At 41.3% G+C, this 19,417-nt stretch carries 16 protein-coding genes and 1 tRNA gene; 4 read left to right on the top strand and 13 right to left on the bottom strand.

From position 1 onward, the window contains the following. The first annotated feature begins 96 nt into the window (after positions 1 to 96). From M2135_RS04375 to M2135_RS04365, 3 genes are all read left to right on the top strand, one after another. Entirely contained in the window at positions 97 to 1,686 is a 1,590-nt protein-coding gene (locus M2135_RS04375) for a DUF3945 domain-containing protein (protein ID WP_280747382.1), read from the top strand. Positions 1,687 to 1,721: 35 nt separating this feature from the next. After that, positions 1,722 to 3,830: a DNA topoisomerase 3 gene (locus M2135_RS04370; protein ID WP_280747381.1), complete on the top strand. Its 2,109-nt coding sequence runs from the start codon at positions 1,722 to 1,724 to the stop codon at positions 3,828 to 3,830. Between the two features lie 565 nt (positions 3,831 to 4,395). Continuing rightward, positions 4,396 to 4,923 carry an antirestriction protein ArdA gene (locus M2135_RS04365; RefSeq protein ID WP_280747380.1) on the top strand — a complete coding sequence of 176 codons (528 nt, stop codon included), beginning with the start codon at positions 4,396 to 4,398 and terminating at the stop codon, positions 4,921 to 4,923. A gap of 123 nt (positions 4,924 to 5,046) precedes the next feature. On the opposite strand, the gene M2135_RS04360 is transcribed toward M2135_RS04365, so the two are convergent. The 11 genes from M2135_RS04360 to M2135_RS04310 form a co-directional block, all read right to left on the bottom strand. After that, complete coding sequence (locus tag M2135_RS04360; protein ID WP_280747379.1) at positions 5,047 to 5,379, bottom strand: helix-turn-helix domain-containing protein; 333 nt, start codon at positions 5,377 to 5,379, stop codon at positions 5,047 to 5,049. After that, positions 5,372 to 5,683, bottom strand: a complete 312-nt coding sequence (locus M2135_RS04355) for a helix-turn-helix domain-containing protein (protein WP_280747378.1) — start codon at positions 5,681 to 5,683, stop codon at positions 5,372 to 5,374. The genes M2135_RS04360 and M2135_RS04355 overlap by 8 nt, the downstream gene beginning before the upstream one ends. 253 nt (positions 5,684 to 5,936) lie before the next feature. Further along, positions 5,937 to 6,764, bottom strand: coding sequence for an RteC domain-containing protein (locus M2135_RS04350; RefSeq protein WP_280747377.1), 828 nt, complete (start codon positions 6,762 to 6,764; stop codon positions 5,937 to 5,939). 157 nt (positions 6,765 to 6,921) lie between these two features. Further along, positions 6,922 to 8,763: a heavy metal translocating P-type ATPase gene (locus tag M2135_RS04345; protein ID WP_280747494.1), complete on the bottom strand. Its 1,842-nt coding sequence runs from the start codon at positions 8,761 to 8,763 to the stop codon at positions 6,922 to 6,924. Positions 8,764 to 8,919: 156 nt separating this feature from the next. Continuing rightward, positions 8,920 to 10,143 (bottom strand): efflux RND transporter periplasmic adaptor subunit, encoded by a 1,224-nt coding sequence (locus M2135_RS04340; RefSeq protein WP_280747376.1) that lies wholly within the window; start codon positions 10,141 to 10,143, stop codon positions 8,920 to 8,922. A 1-nt stretch (position 10,144) separates the two neighbouring features. Continuing rightward, positions 10,145 to 14,488 (bottom strand): CusA/CzcA family heavy metal efflux RND transporter, encoded by a 4,344-nt coding sequence (locus M2135_RS04335; protein ID WP_280747375.1) that lies wholly within the window; start codon positions 14,486 to 14,488, stop codon positions 10,145 to 10,147. A 453-nt stretch (positions 14,489 to 14,941) separates the two neighbouring features. Further along, positions 14,942 to 15,364 (bottom strand): transcriptional repressor, encoded by a 423-nt coding sequence (locus tag M2135_RS04330; RefSeq protein WP_280747374.1) that lies wholly within the window; start codon positions 15,362 to 15,364, stop codon positions 14,942 to 14,944. A gap of 77 nt (positions 15,365 to 15,441) precedes the next feature. Beyond that, on the bottom strand, positions 15,442 to 15,855 hold the full coding sequence (locus M2135_RS04325) for a DUF302 domain-containing protein (RefSeq protein ID WP_280747373.1): 414 nt from the start codon (positions 15,853 to 15,855) through the stop codon (positions 15,442 to 15,444). A 173-nt stretch (positions 15,856 to 16,028) separates the two neighbouring features. Further along, entirely contained in the window at positions 16,029 to 16,577 is a 549-nt protein-coding gene (locus M2135_RS04320; RefSeq protein WP_280747372.1) for a dihydrofolate reductase family protein, read from the bottom strand. Between the two features lie 540 nt (positions 16,578 to 17,117). Continuing rightward, a complete protein-coding gene (locus M2135_RS04315) occupies positions 17,118 to 18,179 on the bottom strand; it encodes a site-specific integrase (protein ID WP_280747371.1) in 1,062 nt (353 codons plus the stop codon). 291 nt (positions 18,180 to 18,470) lie between these two features. Then, positions 18,471 to 18,545 (bottom strand) — tRNA-Val (locus M2135_RS04310). Between the two features lie 16 nt (positions 18,546 to 18,561). On the opposite strand from M2135_RS04310, the gene M2135_RS04305 reads away from it, so the two are divergent. Then, a complete protein-coding gene (locus M2135_RS04305; RefSeq protein WP_280747370.1) occupies positions 18,562 to 18,876 on the top strand; it encodes a hypothetical protein in 315 nt (104 codons plus the stop codon). A gap of 97 nt (positions 18,877 to 18,973) precedes the next feature. Here M2135_RS04305 and M2135_RS04300 read toward each other — a convergent pair whose 3' ends face one another. Both M2135_RS04300 and M2135_RS04295 read right to left on the bottom strand, forming a co-directional pair. Next, positions 18,974 to 19,162 carry a hypothetical protein gene (locus M2135_RS04300; protein ID WP_280747369.1) on the bottom strand — a complete coding sequence of 63 codons (189 nt, stop codon included), beginning with the start codon at positions 19,160 to 19,162 and terminating at the stop codon, positions 18,974 to 18,976. Between the two features lie 28 nt (positions 19,163 to 19,190). Beyond that, a complete protein-coding gene (locus M2135_RS04295) occupies positions 19,191 to 19,397 on the bottom strand; it encodes a hypothetical protein (RefSeq protein WP_280747368.1) in 207 nt (68 codons plus the stop codon). Positions 19,398 to 19,417 lie beyond the last annotated feature (20 nt).

The following is a 19,417-nucleotide window of genomic DNA, read 5'->3' as shown; positions in this document are numbered from 1 at the left end:
AAATACATTAGACAACCCCGGACACAAGCCTCCACTGCGTTAAAACCTTGCAGTCAATCCATTACTTAGGCTTACTTTCGTTCTGCATTAATATTAATGCAGAATAAAAACATATTTATTATGGACGAAAAAAAAGTAAAAAATGAAGAGCCTAAAGTCTTTCTGACACAGGGCGAAGATGGCAAACTCAAAGTCATCGCAGGAGAACAGGACGGCAAACTAAAAACAGTCGATCCCAAGAAAGAGAATGCCGACCAGTTTATGAAGATTGACACCAACGGCAATGCATTGGAGAATTTCTTCAAGAAGTTCTCGGCACAGTTCAGCCACCCATCGCATACGGGCGTTTATGCTGTTACCGCATCAGCCGTAGATAAGGTTGCGGCTTTCCTCGACAAACTAATCCGTATTGACCACAAAGACAAGGCACTCGACCCGTACCGTGTCAAATTTGACGGTAAGATACGCATAGAGGTAGAGTTTACAGGCAAGTATCAACCATTAGACCTGAATAAGCTCAACTGGAAAGAGGTCGAAAAGTTAGGCGTTTCCGGTGAGAGCTTGCAAGATGCTCTCAAGGCAATGGTTTACGGGCATAAGTCGCCCAGTCTGGTCGATATAAAACCTGCCGTTGACGGACAGGAGTTTCCCATGCAAGCCCGCTTATCGTTGGAACAGCAGCCGGACGGTAGTATCAAAATCGCGACCCATCCTAAGCAGGAGCAGCCCGATTTTGAAAAACCTTTTATGGGAGTTGTCTTTACCGATCAGGATAAAGAGCAGTTCCAAAAGACAGGGCACGGCGGGCGTGTGTTCGATCTCGAACCCGTAGCCGGAGGCGAAAAAGTGCCTTCGCTTATCTCCCTTGACAAACTTACCAATCGCTTTGAGGCTATGACGTTGAAGGATATTTATATTCCGCAGACCTTGAAAAATACCCCTCTTTCCGAAGAACAACAGCAAGGATTGAAAGAGGGTAAAGCCGTTTGGATTGAGGGTATGGATAAGAAAACGAAGCAGGGTGAACAACCGCAGAAGATTGACCGCTTCGTGCAGTACAACGCTGCAAGCAAGAATTTCGACTTTAAGTTCAGCGATGAGCAACGCCAGCAGTTCAACCAAGAGCGGCGAGCAAAGCAGGGAGAGGGGCAGGCAGAAGGTCAGGAACAGAAAATGCCTAAAGCCCGCAAACTCGGTGAAATATGGGTTTATTCCAAACAGGGCGGTGTACAACTTTCCCGTGAGGATTTCGACAAGCTATGCAACAAAGAGCCTGTCTTTATCAAGGACATGGAAGCACAGAAACCCAAACAACAGCAGGATGCTTCGGGATCGCAAAAGGTGGAAGCCACCGACCAGAAAGGACAAAAGTACAATGCGTGGGTATGGATTGACGAAAACAGGGGTAAGGTTCGCCACACCACCAAGCACCCCGATCAGGTACGGGCTATCGAGGCAAAGCAGGCGGCACAAAATACACAGAACATTAAACCTGCCGCCGAGAGTAAAACGCAGGTCGCAGTCAATAACGAGGGTAAGACCAACGAAGCGACCAAGCATTCGACCGAACCCCTAAAGAAAGGTCAGTCGCAGCCTACCGAAAAGCAAGCGGAGAAGAAGGAGCAGAAACAGGAACAAAAGAAATCTCCTGATGCTCCGAAGAAAGGCAAGGGGCGCAAGATGTAATCTATTTTTTCAACCACTAAAAAATCAATGTTAAAATGAAAATTATAATTGCAGAAAAACCGTCTGTGGCTAAGAGTATAGCAGCCATAATCGGTGCAAACAATAAAAAAGATGGCTATATAGAGGGTAACGGGTATGCTGTTACGTGGGCTTTTGGACATTTGGTCGGGCTTGCCATGCCGGAGCATTACGGCATCGAGGGCTTTAAGCGTGAGAACCTGCCGATACTCCCAAAAGAATTTAAGCTGTTGCCCCGTCAGGTAAAAGAGGGCAAAGAGTATAAGAACGACCCCGGTGTAATGAAACAGCTTAAAGTAATCAAAGAGTTGTTTAATAGCGGGGATGAAATAATTGTAGCCACCGATGCCGGACGAGAAGGAGAACTTATATTCCGCTATATATTTGAATATATAGGCAGTTCACTTCCGTTTCGCCGTTTGTGGATAAGCTCACTTACCGACCGCGCCATCCGCGATGGTTTCCAAACCTTACGTCCGGGAAGCGATTACGACAACCTCTATGCTTCGGCGAAAGCCCGCAGTACCGCTGACTGGTTAGTGGGATTGAACGCAAGTCAGGCACTTTCAATCTCGGCAGGTTATGGTGTTTGGTCGCTGGGCAGAGTACAGACTCCGACACTGGCGATTATTTGTAGCCGATACCTTGAAAACAAGGATTTCAAGCCGCAAACCTATTTCCGATTGAAACTGCATACGGCGAAAGATGCTGTGGCATTTCCCGCCCTTTCGGTGGATAAGTTCGTTACCCGAACCATTGCCGAAGAAGTTACAGCACAGGTCAAAGCTGTCGGAGTGGTTAAGGTTACGGGGGTGGAACGTAAAGAGGTTAAACAGGAACCGCCCTTACTGTATGACCTTACCACTCTCCAAAAAGAAGCCAACAGCAAGCACGGATTTTCAGCGGATAAGACCCTGACAATTGTACAAGCGTTATACGAAGCAAAGAAAATCTCATATCCCCGCACAGGCAGCCGCTATATTTCGGAAGATGTACTGGAGGTAATACCTCACCTGATCGCCATGCTTCGTTCGCATCCCGATTTCGGAGGGTATATTGACAGCAGATTCGACACTACGCTCAATACCCGTTCGGTTGATGATACGAAAGTAACCGACCACCATGCGCTGATTATTACGGAAGATCCCGCTACGGGATTATCCAAAGACGAACAGCTTATCTACGATATGGTTGCCGGGCGTATGCTTGAAGCCTTCGGCGAACGTTGCATCAAAGAGAACACCACCGTATCGCTTGACGCGGGCGGCGTACACTTTTCCTGCAAAGGAAACGTTACGCTCGTCCCCGGTTGGAGGGCAGTATTTAATTCTAAGGACGAGCCAAACGATGAGGATGATACGGCAGTTCTTCCCACCCTCATTGAAGGGGATAGCCTGTCTATTCGTGATTGCGAGATTCAGGAGAAGCAAACTAAACCCCGGCCGCTTCACACGGAAAGTTCATTGCTTGCGGCGATGGAGAGCTGCGCAAAGGAGATAGAGAACGAGGAAGAACGAGAGGCTATTAAAGACTGCGGTATCGGAACGCCCGCGACCCGCGCTGCTATTATCGAAACCCTATTTTCGCGTGAATATATTGTACGCGAGAAAAAATCCCTTGTCCCGACAAACAAAGGGCTGGTGGTATATCTGGCAGTGAAAGACAAAAAGATTGCGGACGTTGCTATGACCGGGCAATGGGAACAAGCCCTGAATAAGATCGCATCGGGTGAAATGGAGGCATCGACATTCCATAAGGCAATAGAGGTTTATGCTTCGCAGATAACAGCAGAATTATTATCTACTGCTATTGAACGCACGGATAACCGAAATACCTGTCCCTGTCCGAAATGCAAGAGCGGGAATGTGGTTATCTATAATATAGTTGCCAAATGCCAGAATGAAAATTGCGGGCTTACCGTGTGGCGTTCCATTGCTAAAAAGGAACTGACGGACGGGCAACTGACAGACCTTTTAATGAACGGCAAGACCGCCTTTATTAAAGGTTTCGTAAGCAGTAAAACCGGAAGCACATTTGAGGCAGCAGTCAAATTCAATGCGGACTATAAAACAGTCTTTGAGTTCCCACAGAATAAAGGAGGCAGCAAAAAACGACGTTCTAAGTAAAATCTTCATTATCTTTGCCACTGAAAGACTTTGTTTTACGATTCGGAATAGTCGTTTAACATTGATCTTTTAGTGGTGGGCATCCGGGGCAAGGCTTCGGATGCCTTTTTTTCGTCCATATCAAAGGCTCGCATTTATATATAAAGCGACATCGTTTCCCCTTATGAACCGGATATTCCCAATCTTACACTTAACGGTTCTTTCTTTCGTCCGGATTAAACGGCAGCACCTTTTATCTTCCTTATCGGTTACGGCAGAAAACCACATTATTAAATAAGAACCATCATTCATAGGCGTAAGCATTAAAAATCCGGCATTTCAATTTTTCCACCTTAATGCATACGGCAACTGCCCCGATGGGTTATTTTCTATCATGGCGCAAAGGTGTTTACGGAATCTTAACGGGCAGTAAAGCACAAGCCTTGCAGGTTCCCGAAAAAATCTCCACACCGTATAAGTTCAGGGTAGTATTTTATCCGTGAATACTTGACAGCCCTAATTCCTACACCGGAAATGCACCTGAATAAAAAATCAACCCGGCAGATGCCGATTAAAAATTAAGGTTATGGAAAATATATCAGAAGCACGGATTTATGTAGGAACTTACGCTAAGTATAATGAAGGTTCAATTTTCGGTAAGTGGTTAGACCTTTCGGATTATTCCGATAAAGAAGAGTTTTACGAGGCTTGCCGCGAGTTACACAAAGACGAGGAAGACCCGGAACTGATGTTTCAGGATTGGGAATATATACCCTCCGGGTTAATAGGTGAAAGCTGGCTGTCCGATAACATATTTGAAATTATCGAAGCCATAGACGATATGGACGAAGATAAAAAGGCAGCATTCGAGGTTTGGCTGAACCACGAAAGCTACGATCTTAGTTCCAAAGATATAAACGACCTTATTTCCTCTTTCGACGATGACTTTCAGGGCGCATACAACGATGAAGAAGATTATGCGTATGAAATCGTTGAAGAATGCTACGACCTGCCGGAATTTGCGAAAACTTATTTCGACTATGAAAAGTTCGCCCGGGACTTATTTATGACCGACTACTGGTTTGATGACGGTTATGTATTCCGGCACTCATAACCTGACCGGAAACGGTTTCAAAGCGGAGCAATCCGCTTTTTTTATTGTTTGTCAGCCATAAATAACAAACCCCACTCTATCTCACGACAGTACGGGGTCTTAATAATGGATAAATCAGAAAAGCTAACCGGATGGTTCAAGTTCTGTTTCGCTGTTATTATCACCTTTGGAAAAATGGTCACGGATGAATTTTTCTACATTTTTCTCTGTATAAAATATCTTGTGATGAATGGTTATGTAGGTTAATTCGCCCGCAGAGCGGTAGCGTTGCAGTGTCCGTTTGCTCACGTTCAGCAGTTGGCACAAATCCTGATTATCCAAAAGTCGCTCGCCGTTCAGTACGTTATGCCGTCCGCTCATTATATCCATAAACTTATCCAGTCGGTCAAAACGTCCCATGAATTGCTCGAACCATTCCTGCATGAAACCTTTTAATTCTCCGTTTTCCTCACTCATGGCTTGCCTCCTTCCTGTTTATTATCACACGTCCCAACAACAGACGTTTAACTTCTGCCAGCGTGTACCATGCTTTGCCGCCCCTGATAGAGTAGGTTATTTCTCCGTTACTGCGTAGCCGTTGCATAGTACGTTTACTTACCCGCAGTATAGCGGCTGCATCTTGGTCGTTTAGCCAAACCTCTGAAGGGTTTGATTGTAAGGTTGCATTTTCATTCTCTCTCTTTTTTGTATAGGAATAAATCCATTCGATTTTTCGCACCAACTTTTTATATACTTCCGATTCTATGACTACTACTTTCATACTCGTAACTTATTGATTCGTTGCAAAGTTCGAACGTTTCTTGATCGTTGATAAGGAGGTCGGTGTAACTTTTTTTGAATATTTTTACAAGCCGCTTGTTTGCAGTTGATTATAGACATATTTTCTCCGAAAAGTTGAAATAAAAAATACAGAAAAGGTCGGTATAGAGTGAATTATAAGCCAAAACACCCGATTTTGACCTGAATCAGCATCAAAATCGGATGTTTTACGATACATACCGACCCCGGTATTGTTATTTTCTACCCATACGCCGCAACAGGGCATCTTTTAATTTATCAAGATACGGTGTTGGGGATAACCGTATTTTCAAATCTCCAAAGGTTCGTGAAAGATTGCTGTCTAACTGAATATTGAATACATTTTGGATGTAGCAGTGAAGCTGCGTGAGTGGAACATCACCAAATGTTCCTGCGCTATCCCATGAAATGATTTGTTCCTGCAATTCTGCTTTTGAGCCTTTCCATGTTAGTTTGGTGGCAGGAAACCCAAAAGAACCGATTTTCATTCCGTTGTCATTCAATAGCTCAACTTCGTGCATAAGATAGGCAGAAAGCATATCATTTGCCAAAATCTTCGCTACTTTGAAATCGCAATTTGTGGAAAAATTAGGATCAAATTCGTAATTGAATGTTTCGAGGTATTGCTCCATATGAGGTTGACTCCGTAGGAAGTAAGCAGCATCTAAATGAGAAGAACAGGAACGGTAATAACGGATAAAATCAAGCCGTTTAGTATTATATTTGTTTATACCATCCAATATTTCACTCAGATATTCCCGCTGCATCTCTATACCCGCAGGTCGGTTCATTTCAATATTGAAAACTTTACGATAATATATAAGGCGGGAGCATAATCTTGGTTTTGCTTCTTTGAAAAAAAATATTTCCTCATCCTCATTTTTAAAATTGTATGATAGAATAAATGATTTTAGCTGGGTGAATGCTTCGGTAAGTATACGGCAAGCCTCCAAAGACTTCGTTATCATACTGATTTCTGAGCATTCGATTTGCTCAACTTTCATATCGACCTCTTTTTTAAGACTGGAAGTAAATTGAATCATAATTCCGTGCTTTATTTATACCAAAGGCAGGACTTAAGCCTGTAATCATTATGATAAAAACAGGGTTCTATTACTCATTGAACTACTTTGGGTATTAATTATAATACTAACATATTTATTCACATGTTTATACAGAAAAAATCCAAAGCGGGCAGAATTAAAATTTCATCCGCAAAATTCTTATTGCATTCAGTATTGCCAATAATGACACACCCACATCTGCAAATACCGCTTCCCATAAAGTAGCGATACCTCCTGCACCCAAAATCAACACAATAAGTTTTACACCGAAAGCCAGACTTATATTTTGAATGACAATCCGGCGGGTTGCTTTTCCTATCCTGATTGCTGTTGCTATCCGGCTGGGTTGATCTGTTTGTATAATAACATCTGCTGTTTCTATGGCAACATCGCTACCCAATCCCCCCATTGCTATCCCCACATCGCTCATGGCAAGAACAGGAGCATCATTAATTCCGTCTCCAATAAATGCGATGTTGTTCGACGGATCAGATTTTAATTGCTCTACATACTCGACTTTTCCTTCGGGAAGCAAATCACCATAAGCCTGACCGATGTTTAGTTCTGTCGCCAGTTTTGATACGATAGCCTGTTTATCACCGGAAAGCATCACGATATTTTTGATGCCTAATTCCCTTAAAGCGTTTACAGCTATGAATGCATCTTCTTTAGGTGCATCCGCTACAAGGATATAACCTGCATATAACCCGTCAATAGCACAGGTAACAATCGTTTCGGGTATTGTAGTAATCTCCGCAGGAAATTCAATACTGTTTTTAGTCAATAATTTGGGATTACCTACCAATACTATTTTCTTGTCGATTGATGCCTGTAATCCGTGTCCCGCTATTTCATTTACAATTTCCGGCTTAATAATTTCGATATTCTGCTGCTTTGCATATTCAACAATCGCTTTAGCAATCGGATGTGTACTTTGAGTTTCCACTGAAGCAACTATGTTTACTAAATCTGTTTCAAGTAAATGGTTTGCAGGAACAATCTTTTGTACTTTGAAAACACCCTGTGTCAGTGTTCCTGTTTTGTCCATTACTACTGTATTAACTTTTGTAATAGCTTCCAGATAGTTACTTCCTTTGAATAATATACCGTTTCTTGAAGCGGCTCCTATACCTCCAAAATAGCCAAGCGGAATACTTATTACCAATGCACATGGACAAGATATTACTAAAAATACAAGTCCCCGATAAATCCAGTCATAGAAAACATAATCAAATGCGGGATTGATAGCTGAATATGCCAATGGCAGCAATACAATCAGTGCTGCCAATACGACCACTATCGGGGTGTATATCCGGGCAAACTTGCGAATAAACTGTTCGGCAGGAGCCTTTTTCTCTGTCGCATTCTGAACGAGGTCGAGAATGCGAGCCAAAGCACTCATGCCGAATGGTTTTGTTACTTCAATTCTTGAAACATTGTCGGTTAATATCATACCAGCGAATACTTCTTCATCTTTCCGTATCGTTCTGGGAACGCTTTCGCCAGTCAATGCCGAAGTATTAAAAGATGCCGATTCATTCAGTAAAATCCCATCAAGAGGAACTCTTTCGCCAACTTTGACTTCAACAATATCACCCACATTTACATCCTCCGGCGAAACTGTTTCTGTTCTATTTGTCTTGATAACTGTTGCCGTTTCAGGACGCACATCAAGTAATGCGCTGATACTTCTTTTTGCACGGTTTACCGCACTGTCCTGAAACAATTCTCCCACAGCATAGAACAGCATCACAGCAACTCCTTCGGGGTATTCTCCGATGAAGAATGCCCCGATAGTTGCGATACTCATTAATGTATATTCGCTGAATACATCTTTCTGACGAATACTTTCCCATGCTTCCATTATTACCGGTATTCCGACCGGAATGTAAGCAATGATATACCATGCCAGCCTTATCCAGTTGTTAGAAAAAAAAGATAGGTCTGTGGCAGAAAAGATTATGCCTGCTATGAGCATGATAAATGAAATGGATGCTCTTATATACGCCTTCTTTTGAGAGAAATTTTCTTCTTTTCCGGTAGTGTTTATTGAACAACTACCACCACTACAATTACTCATAATTATGATTATTTTACTAAGTAATATATCTTAAATGCTTTCCCATTTTTTTAATTATTCTTCTTCCTCTTCCCCGCCACTTATTTTAGACATAATGTAAAATGCTCCTTTTGAAATAATTTCCGCATTTTCGGGAATCGTTTCTAAGGGTGTGATTTCCACAAAACCTAATTCCGATGTACCGGTTATTACTTCCACTTTATTGAATTGGAAAACTTTACCGTCCTCATCACATTCTTCTTTGCAATCGGGGTCATTGCATCCTTCTTCTATACCAGTAAACAAAAAGATGAACTGTTTGCCTTCTGCATGGGCGATAGCATTGGCAGGTACAGCTCTTACAAGTTGATTGCCAACGTTAATCAGAGCCGAAACGTACATGCCGGGAAGCAATTTCGCACCGTCAGGATTGTTCACTTTTACGTGTACGGTAATGGATTTGCTGTCGTTCTCGAACGACTGGTTGATACTGTGAACTTTTCCCGAAATAGGTTTATTCTCCATATTGGTGAGGACGATCTCTACCTGCTGCCCTGTTTTTACTTTGGGGAAATCTTTCTCAAATACCTGTATATTGCATTGTATCTGCGAATTATCTGTAATTTCCATCAGCGGAGTTTGCATATCGGCATAGCTTCCCGTTTTGATGTGAATCTCGCCAACCACTCCGTTAATGGGGGCTAAGATGGGAATTTGCGTAACAAAATTTCCCGCTGCTGCCATTGCCGGGTTTATATTCAGTTGGCGTAGCTGGGTTTCAAGTCCTGCAAGCCGAGCCTTATCCGTTTCATACTTGGATGTAGCCTGTTGAAACACTTTGCCCGTTCCTGCATTTTGGTTACTCAATTCCTGCTGGCGTTCGTATTCCTGATAGCTGAAAGCCAGTTCTTGCTTTTGGGCGAGATAAGCCTCTTGCAGTTTCACAATTTCGAGGTTTTCCAATAGGGCAACGGTCTGTCCTTTTTTCACAGCAGTTCCTTCAATAACCATAATCTGCTTGATAATTCCTGCCGCCAGTGATGTAACATCAGCTTTATTTTGAGGGAGCAAAGCCATTTGCCCGCTTGCTTTAACCACACTGTTGAGGTTTTTCATTTCTACCGTCCCTAACTCTATACCAACGGCTTTCATCTGTTCTTCGGACACTTCAATGGCTTCCGAATGGCTCTCTTCTGTCGCGGTTTCTTCCTGCTTTTTTCCACTTTCAGTACACGAAGAAAATCCGATTGCACCTGCCAGCAAAAGGAGTGCTGTGATTGATTTTATTGTTGTTTTCATTTTACTGATTCCCTTTTAAATAGTTTAACAAAATAATTGACTGGTTGAAACGGTTCATTGCTCCGGCATACTGTAATTTGATACCGATAGCTGTTTGCAGGTTTTGAATGTACTCCATGTAGCCTATTTCTCCGAGTTGATAGGATGCATTAGCGACCCGCACAATATCATTGGCCTGTGCCACGCCTGCGGTTTCATAATACGTCAAACTTTCTTTGGCTTTGAGATATTCGTTGTATTGCACGGAATAAGCATTTTGCAGAGATTGCAGGGCTTGTTGTTTTTCCATGCCGATTTGTGTGCTCCTTATGTTGGCTGCTTTGATTTTCGAGCGTTGTGCCCCGAAAAATAAGGGTACGCTGATTCCTATCTGAAAGCTCGGAACTTTAGCATCCGTAAAGTTGTATCCACCAAAAATATCGGGTAGCAGTTTATTCTTTTCTACACTTGCCTGTGCCATACTGACGTTCAGTTGTTGATCGAAGTAACCCATCAACGGATTAACAGATACCGATTCTACATCCAACGAAACCAAGTCGGGAAGTTTTTGCAACTCGTTTTCCAGCGGCAAAATAGATTCTCCGGTATTGAGCAGCGTTTGCATTTCCAATTGACGGCTTGCCAACGTTGAAATAGCTTGATTTAGCTGCAAGCGGTTTTCCTGATACCTGTTTTCTGCATTCATTTTTTCCAGTTGGCTGCTTTCGCCCGTATTATAACGAACAGTTGCCTTCTGCAAAAAATCGGCATAAATGCTGTCCTGCTGCTGTAAAAGATTGACCGTTTGTAATGCGTGAAGCATGTTGTAATAAGTTTCAGACACTTCCCGCACGATTTCATTCTGCGTAATACTTTTCGATCTTTCGGCCAACAGGGTCTCCTGTTTCAGCATCTTCCCTTGACTTATATATACAGTCGGGAACTCGAATGTTTGCGTGATGCCGATTTTTTTATCAATCAAACCGGGCATTATGGGGTCTTGGGCGTATTCAATGCTTGTTTTTTCAGGGTTGAATGCCGTTCCCTGCAAGGCTTCCGCCTGTTCTATTCCTAAATCTGCCGAACGGATTTGCAGGTTTCCCCTCAAGGCTATATCAATACATTCCTGCAAAGACTTACGGTTGCTTTGAGCGTTGGCGTTTTCGGCAGAAAACAGAGAAAATGCAATTAGCAGACCGACTATTGGCAATGTTGTTGATTTTCCTATTTTCATTATCCTATGCTTTAAGTTGATTTTCGAGTTGAATATAATGTAGAGTGCAGGCAATACCAATAAGGTAAGTATGGTTGCCGTTATCAATCCACCGATAACTACCGTTGCCAGTGGTTTTTGCACTTCGCTTCCCGCACTCGTAGAAAGAGCCATAGGCAAGAAACCGAGCGAAGCCACCAATGCTGTCATGATTACAGGACGCAATCGAATGTCGGTTCCTGTTCGTACCCGTTCGTAAATATCATCCATGCCTTCTTCCTTCAATTGCTTGAATTGTCCGATCAGCACAATGCCGTTGAGTACGGAAACCCCAAACAGGGCAATAAATCCAACGCCCGCAGATATGCTGAACGGCATATCCCGCAACCACAGGGCAAATATTCCACCGATAGCTGAAAGAGGGATGGCAGTAAAAATAAGCAGGGCTAATTTTACATTACGGAACGTAAAGAACAGCAATACAAAAATAAGCAACAACGCGGCAGGAACGGCTATCATCAGTCGGTCTTTAGCTTCATTTAGATTTTGAAACTGCCCTCCATAGGTGTAATAATAACCAGCCGGAAGTTTCAACTTATTATCTAATATTTGTTGAATTTCTTCTACTGTGCTTTCCACGTCACGACCGCGAACGTTAAATCCGACGTATATTCTGCGCTGTCCCTCTTCGTGACTGATTTGTGCAGGGGCGGTTTTATAGGATATTTCGGCTACTTGGTTAAGCGGAATGCGGTTGCCTGACGGTAGCATTACAAATAAGTTTTCAAGGTTAGCCAAATCGCTCCGTAAATCGTCTTTCAAGCGGACAACCATTTCAAAACGTCTGTCGCCTTCAAAAACCACGCCTGCCACCTCTCCGGCAAAAGCGGTTCTTAGTACAGTGTTTACATCGCTTATGGTAAGCCCGTAAGCCGCTATCCTGTCGCGATTATATTCCACTTGTATTTGCGGTAATCCTGTTACTTTCTCCACAAATGGTTCGCTAACTCCCTCCACGTTTTTAATATAGCCAGCCACTTTCTCCGCCTGTGCGGTAAGAACTTCTAAATCTTCGCCATAAATTTTAATGGCTACATCCTGACGAATACCTGTTATCAATTCGTTGAAACGCATTTGCATCGGTTGTGTTATTTCCACATATATACCCGGAATTACTTCCAATGCTTCTTCCATTGCCTCCATCATTTCTTCGCGGCTTTTGGCTGTTGTCCATTCTTTCTTTGGTATCATGGATAACATCATATCGCCTCGTTCGATAGGCATCGGGTCAGTAGGGATTTCTGCGCTACCGATACGGGTAACAGCTTGCTTTACTTCGGGAAATTTGTCTTTCAATATTTTTTCAGCCATGCCGAAGGTTTCGATTACCTGTGTAAGCGATGTGCCCTGTACCATGCTGATTTCAACAGTCAAGTCTCCTTCTTCCAATGTGGGGATAAATTCGCCGCCTAAACGGTTGAATACGCCGAGGCTGAAGATAAACAGAACGACCATTGACAGAATAACCGTTTTTTTCCAACGCAGGCTAAAATCCAACGCAGGACGATACCAACGTTTGAGGGTATTGATGATGCGGTCGGAAAAATTTTCTTTATGAAAGGTTTTCTTACTTAAAAACAGTGCGCTCATCATCGGCACATAGGTCAGCGACAGGATGAATGCACCGAGTATGGCAAACGATACCGTTTGAGCCATCGGTTTGAACATCTTGCCCTCGATGCCTACTAACGATAAGATGGGAAGGTAAACAATAAGGATGATTATTTCCCCGAACATCGCAGTGTTTCGGATTTTTGAAGCGGCAGTGTAGACCTCCTTGTTCATCTCGGCCTGGGTAAGCAGGGGTTTGTCTTTAAATAATAGGCTCTGTCCTGTAATGCGGTGGACAATGGCCTCGACTATGATAACAGCCCCGTCCACAATCAACCCGAAATCAATAGCCCCCAAGCTCATCAGGTTACCACTCACGCCGAACATATTCATCATACTAACGGCAAAGAGCATGGAAAGAGGAATGACAGAGGCGACAATCAGTCCTGCTCTGAAATTTCCCAATAATAAGACCAGAACAAAAATAACAATTAACCCTCCTTCGAGCAAGTTCCTTTCAACAGTACCCATAGCCCGACCTACGAGTTCTGTACGGTCAATAAAGGGTTCAATGATTACGCCTTCGGGAAGGCTCTTTTGGATTTGCTCCATCCGCTCTTTGACATTAGCTATCACTTGCGAGAAATTTTCGCCTTTCAACATCAATGTGATGCCTGCAACCACTTCGCCTTCACCGTTACGGGTAACGGCTCCGTAGCGGGTAGCCGTTCCAAAACGAACTTCGGCTACATCCCTGATCAATATGGGTGTACCATTAGTATTTTTAATAACAATCCGTTCAATATCAGATAAGGTTTTTACCAAACCAATACCACGGATAAAGTTGTAGTTACTGCCTTGTTCTATATAGCTGCCACCTGTATTTTCATTGTTCTTTTCTAAGGCTTCGTAAATTTCAGCAATGCTGACATTCATTGAAGCCAGCTTATCATTATCTAATGCTATTTCGTATTGTTTCACATAACCGCCCCAGCCACTTACTTCGGCTAAACCTTCAGTTCCGGCGAGTTGACGTTTTACAATCCAATCCTGTATGGTACGCAGGTCGGTACTGCTGTACTTGTCTTCATATCCCTCTTTTGTGTGGATCACATAATGGTATATCTCGCCTAACCCCGTGGAAATAGGGGCTAAAGTCGGTTCACCCAACCCTTGCGGAATCTGTGATTCCGCTTCTTTCAATTGCTGGCTTATCTGTTGCCGTGCCCAATAGATGTCGGCGTCATCTTTAAATACGATGGTAATAACGGAAATACCGCTACGGCTAATGCTCCTTTTTTCAATCACATCGGGTATGTTAGCCATAGCCAGTTCGATGGGCGTAGTAATAAACTGCTCCACCTCTTGTGCACCCAATGTAGGGGCTTGCGTGATGATTTGTACCTGATTGTTGGTAATGTCGGGAGTAGCATCCACTGGTAGCCGTACCACGGATATGATTCCCCAAATAACCAGTGCCAGTGTTAGGACACCAATTATGAGTTTGTTCTCTATTGAGAACTTTATGATTTTATCGAACATATTATTCGGTTTAATTGTTGACAACTTTATTGAATACAAAAATTACCTCGCTGAACAGCAATAAATGTGTTCAACGTAAAGTCTGTCCCTTAAGTAAGGTGTTAAATTAACCGATTTTTGGCGGCTGCCAGATGTTTACGCAGAAAGCGGAAATGAATTGTTGAGCGTGGAAAATTGGTGTCGAAAGCCTGTTATTCAATACAGGTTTCGCAATATGAGAAACCGGAGATATTGTAAACCCCGAACAGGTGTGGCACGCATGAAAAGGGGAGCAACCCTCTGCACAACCATCATCACTGCTTTGCGAGTTTCCGTCCATATTCGCCGTAATCTCATATTTATCGCACAAACATCCGATCTCACCAAAGGCGTTAACCGAAAGTGAAAAAATGAATAATGCAAATATGAGAGCGAATATTTTCATGCTGCAAAGATAGCGATTATATTTTGCAACTAAGTTGCAAACTTAGTGCAATTTTCACAGAAGCCCTTAATTACGAGATTTATACTTACTGGAATTAACTTATCGGGAATGTTTATATCAGGAACGGCAACTTTTTCCAAACAAAAGGTTTTGTGGCAATGTAAACAGTAAAAATGAGCATGTGTATCGTCGATACTACAATAGCAATTACTGTTACAGACGGAATATTTCACCGCTCCTGACCCGTCATCAATACTGTGAATTAACTGTTTTTCGTGAAAAAGGGTAATGGTACGAAAAATGGTTGATTTATCAGCAGTTTCCATCACTGCTTCCAAATCAGCTAAACTGAATGCCCGCGAAAAATCAAGCATATTCTTTAAAATAAGCATACGCATGGCAGTAGGTTTTATACCTCTTGCTTGTAATAACGATTCTATATTTTCAGACATTCAGCCAAATTTTTCATGCTGTAAAATTACAAATTTGCCATGAAATTATTCGTTTTTACCTACCCTTAAATTTACGATTATATTTCAGTTATCGTTTTTTCAATTTCTGCGAAGGCTTCACTCATTACTTCTTCTACCAGCCCACCAATTTGTGCAGCCATTGCAGCCGAGTTCATACGCGAAATATGAGTTACACCGTCAGAAGTTTGATATATAGATATGCGACATGGAAGTAACGATGAATAGAGACGTTCCGCATCGCGCTCCAATATCCTTCCGGAATATTTAGGGCTGCACAATTCTATAACTTTTATAGGCAGTACTTCTTTCCCATTTTTACGAAGCGTTTCCTGCATATCATGAATATGCTGTATTTTCCAATTACCTATGGACAGGATTTTTTCTGACAATTTTTCAAAAGTCTCGTCAAAACTGTAGCGGCTTACGTTTTCTAAGAACATGGTGTTTGCTTGCTGTTTAGTTGATTCCATAATGATGTTTTTTAATATTACTTAATGTTTTGGCGAGTGAACAATTCCCTAATTTTTAGTGGAAACTCGCCTTTATGTATTCTTATATATTTTATAAACAATTTTATTGCCAAAAAGGTTACATAATACGCATTAATATGTACTTTAATTTATTAGTATCTTGTATGAAGATACTAATATTTTAAATGATACTGTAATATTTTTTGATAATCAACTTTTAGCATACCTGAATTGTAAACATTAGTACCTGTTATTTTCCATTTTGATCCCTTATCTTGTCCGGGAAATAAGAGTATACCATTTCCTAAAATTAAAGGGACGTAGCAAATTTGCATTTCATCAATTAAATCCGCAGCAAGCAACATTGAAACCAATTTGCCACCTCCGACCAACCAAATATCTTTCCCGTCCTGATTGCGAAGTTCAGAAATTGTTTCAATAATATTCTCTGTAATGAAACGTATATTTCCCTTTGCTTCCCATTCATGGTGGGAAACAACATAAGCCGTTTGCTCTGAATACGGCCAGATTACATCCATATTCAGAATTTCACGGTAAGTCCGACCACCCATAATAACCGTGTCTACCGAAGCTGATAGTTCTTTGTAGCCGTAATCTGCCTTTTCGGGATTTGAGAATCCGGTAAGCCAGTCCAATTCACCGCCCGGTTCTGCAATGCGTTGGTCGAGTGATGCAGCAATGTAAAGAATAATCTTTTTCATGTTACTAATATTTACGTATTATTAAGTCCTTAACTTAATTCGCTGTAACACGCAAAAAAAAGCGTGGAACTCACACAGTTCCAATGTAGAGGTACTGGTATACCCTTTGAAAGAAACAGGCAAGCCCACGCCATACTTTCGTATAGCATGAACATTGCGCTATTAGTCTCTTTCAAATGAAAATTACCAGTTTTCTACATTGAGACGTTCAGCGAACGTTATGTTATATCTAAACGGATTTAACCCGTTAAAATTCTATATTTCTGATACAAAGATAGTGATTCTTTGAGAATAGTAGAAATTTCAAAATCACATATTTACACGTACATTGTGCCAATATGTTGAATGGCTGAACGGAAGAAATAGCAGAGAAAGGGATTAAGAATATATATTGAAAATGTTGGCAATATGGAGATTATTCCGTATCTTTACACCAAGTTAAGTCGCTCTTTATTTTATGCAAGAACTAAGCGAATCAATGAAGTTCGCTCGTTTCTAAATCGTTACCTATCAAGAAATTATTTTCTGTAACTTGCTTATTTATAGCGCAAAAGATACAACTCTGTGTCTTCCGCAATGTGTTGTAAGCCTTTTGTTTATGCCGCATAAAGAAGCGATTTCTTTCAAATATTCGTTCATTTTCTGGTTGGTATGAATTGGTAGAAGTTTGCCATCCTCTAATCCTCTGTGTTTTTTGAGGATAGATAAAGGAACATCCAACAGAGGAATATTTGCCTGAACGGAAGATTTTTGGCGGGTTAGTTGTATCCACTTCTGACCGAAGCCATCTTCTATGATATTATCTTCTGTTAGATTGGCAGCATCTATATAAGCTAATCCTGTGAAAATTTGGAATAAAAAAACATCTCGTACTTCTTCTAATCGTTTCGATTCGAATTTCTTATTCATCAGTTTCTTGATTTCAGGTTCAATCAAAAACTCCTTTTTTACAGGTTTGTATCCCAATGTATAATCATCGAAAGGATCAACAGTGATATATCTGTTTTTGAGTGCATTGGTAACAACTTGTTTCAGATAACGTAAATGCTTGACCGTTGAGTTATGCCCGCATCCACAGACCGACTTTAAATAAACTTCATAATCAGTTACGAACTGAAAATCTACATCGCGGATTGGCATATCTTCTTTCTTGTATTTATATACCATAAAATCACCGACGCGTTTTCTGGTTGCCAGATATTTAGCAAGAGTAGTATCACGAATTGTTTTGCCTACAAGATTTCGCTTTTGCTCCACCTTAATATCATATAAAGATAAGACTGAGTGTTTGCGTATAATTTTACCCAAATAGGTATCTCGGAGTTTATCTGGTGTAACATAACCGTCTTTTTCAAGGATTTCTTTGTATTGCTTATCTAGAGCAATCTTTATTTTATCCAGTGAATCATTGATTTGTTGGGCTTCCTTTGTTCTTCCCATGACTTTGCCCAATGAATTCCACATTTCAGGCTTTACAAATTCTTTAGAACTGAATTCTGCTTTTTCTCCGCTAATGGATATTCTGACCATAATATTAGTCAGGCCATCTTTGTTTGCATTCTTCTTTCTGATAAGAAAAAGGATTCGATACGTACTTTTCATTGCTCATTCTTTTTAATAATTCGACAAAATTACTCACTGAAACTTAAAGAATGAAGCTCTCAAATAAGCCAAGTTAGGTCATTGTAAGTCATTATATTCCAGCCGATAATTAACGAAAAAGTGACTGAAAAATGAGTATGTGAATTCGGTCACTTTTTACTCACTCGACTGCTGTCCTAAATTGTCTTTTCTTGTCCGAGGGTAGAATAAAAAAAGTCTGCTAATCTACTGACTAACAGACTTTTTGTCTTTTGTTGGCTTCTCCTGTCTTTTTAGGATTTCGCCGTTCCGTGGGCGTTGACGGATTCGAACCGCCGACCCTCTGCTTGTAAGGCAGATGCTCTGAACCAGCTGAGCTAAACGCCCGTAAATTTGTTTTTGAATGACTTTTCCCCTGAAAAGCGTTGCAAAGATATGGCTTTTTTGGTTAACTCCAAACGATATCGAGAAAAAAATGGATAAAAAGATGATGAGGGTGGGGCGAAAGAGACTTTTGTGTATCGGAGAAATGGATAAAATGCCTGTAAATCAAGGAGGTGTTGGGTTGTTAGAATTGTTGATGACGATAATTTTAAAAATCCAAAGAATTGAGTTTTGTGTAAAAATTGGGGTCATATACCCTGCGATAATATATAGTTGCTCTCTAATAGTTCTTTTTGATGCGTCTATAATGCAGAAGGAGAAAAGAGAGTGCTGACTTTAGGAGAAGGTTTAAGAGTGCTTGTGCAAACGCATTAAAATAGAAAAAGAGAAGTCTGGAAAACTTCTCTTTTCTATCAGAACAGACTGGCTGGTTAATTTTCGGTCGTTTCTTCTCCCCCTTTTTTTGAGAAGAAGCGAATGATTCCCATTAAAACAGCTAAAATACCTAATCCGCCCATTAGTATGTTTTTTGTCGTTCCACTATCAAAAGCTGAAGTGCCGACCAATACCAAGCAGATTGCAGAAAGCATCATAAGAGCTTCTGCCAAATCTTTATTCATGCGCATTATATTTTCTATTTGAAGTTATTTATTCCTTAGTTATTGATTTCTCTGTATCTGAAGGGTTGCTTAACCCCTTCATAATACCGAAAAGTCCACCACATAACGTAAGCATCACTACCAGTAATTTCAGATAGTCGTTTGTGATGATAGAACTGCAAGCTAAGATACAACCTGCAATTGTTAAAAGTACATATAGATAGATACGCGTTTTTCCCGCTTTATTTTTTGCCATGATAATTATGATTTTAATAA

This window comes from Parabacteroides sp. PF5-9, from assembly GCF_029893105.1.
Lineage (GTDB): Bacteria > Bacteroidota > Bacteroidia > Bacteroidales > Tannerellaceae > JARXWG01.
This window is presented reverse-complemented; position numbering and strand designations above follow the sequence as displayed.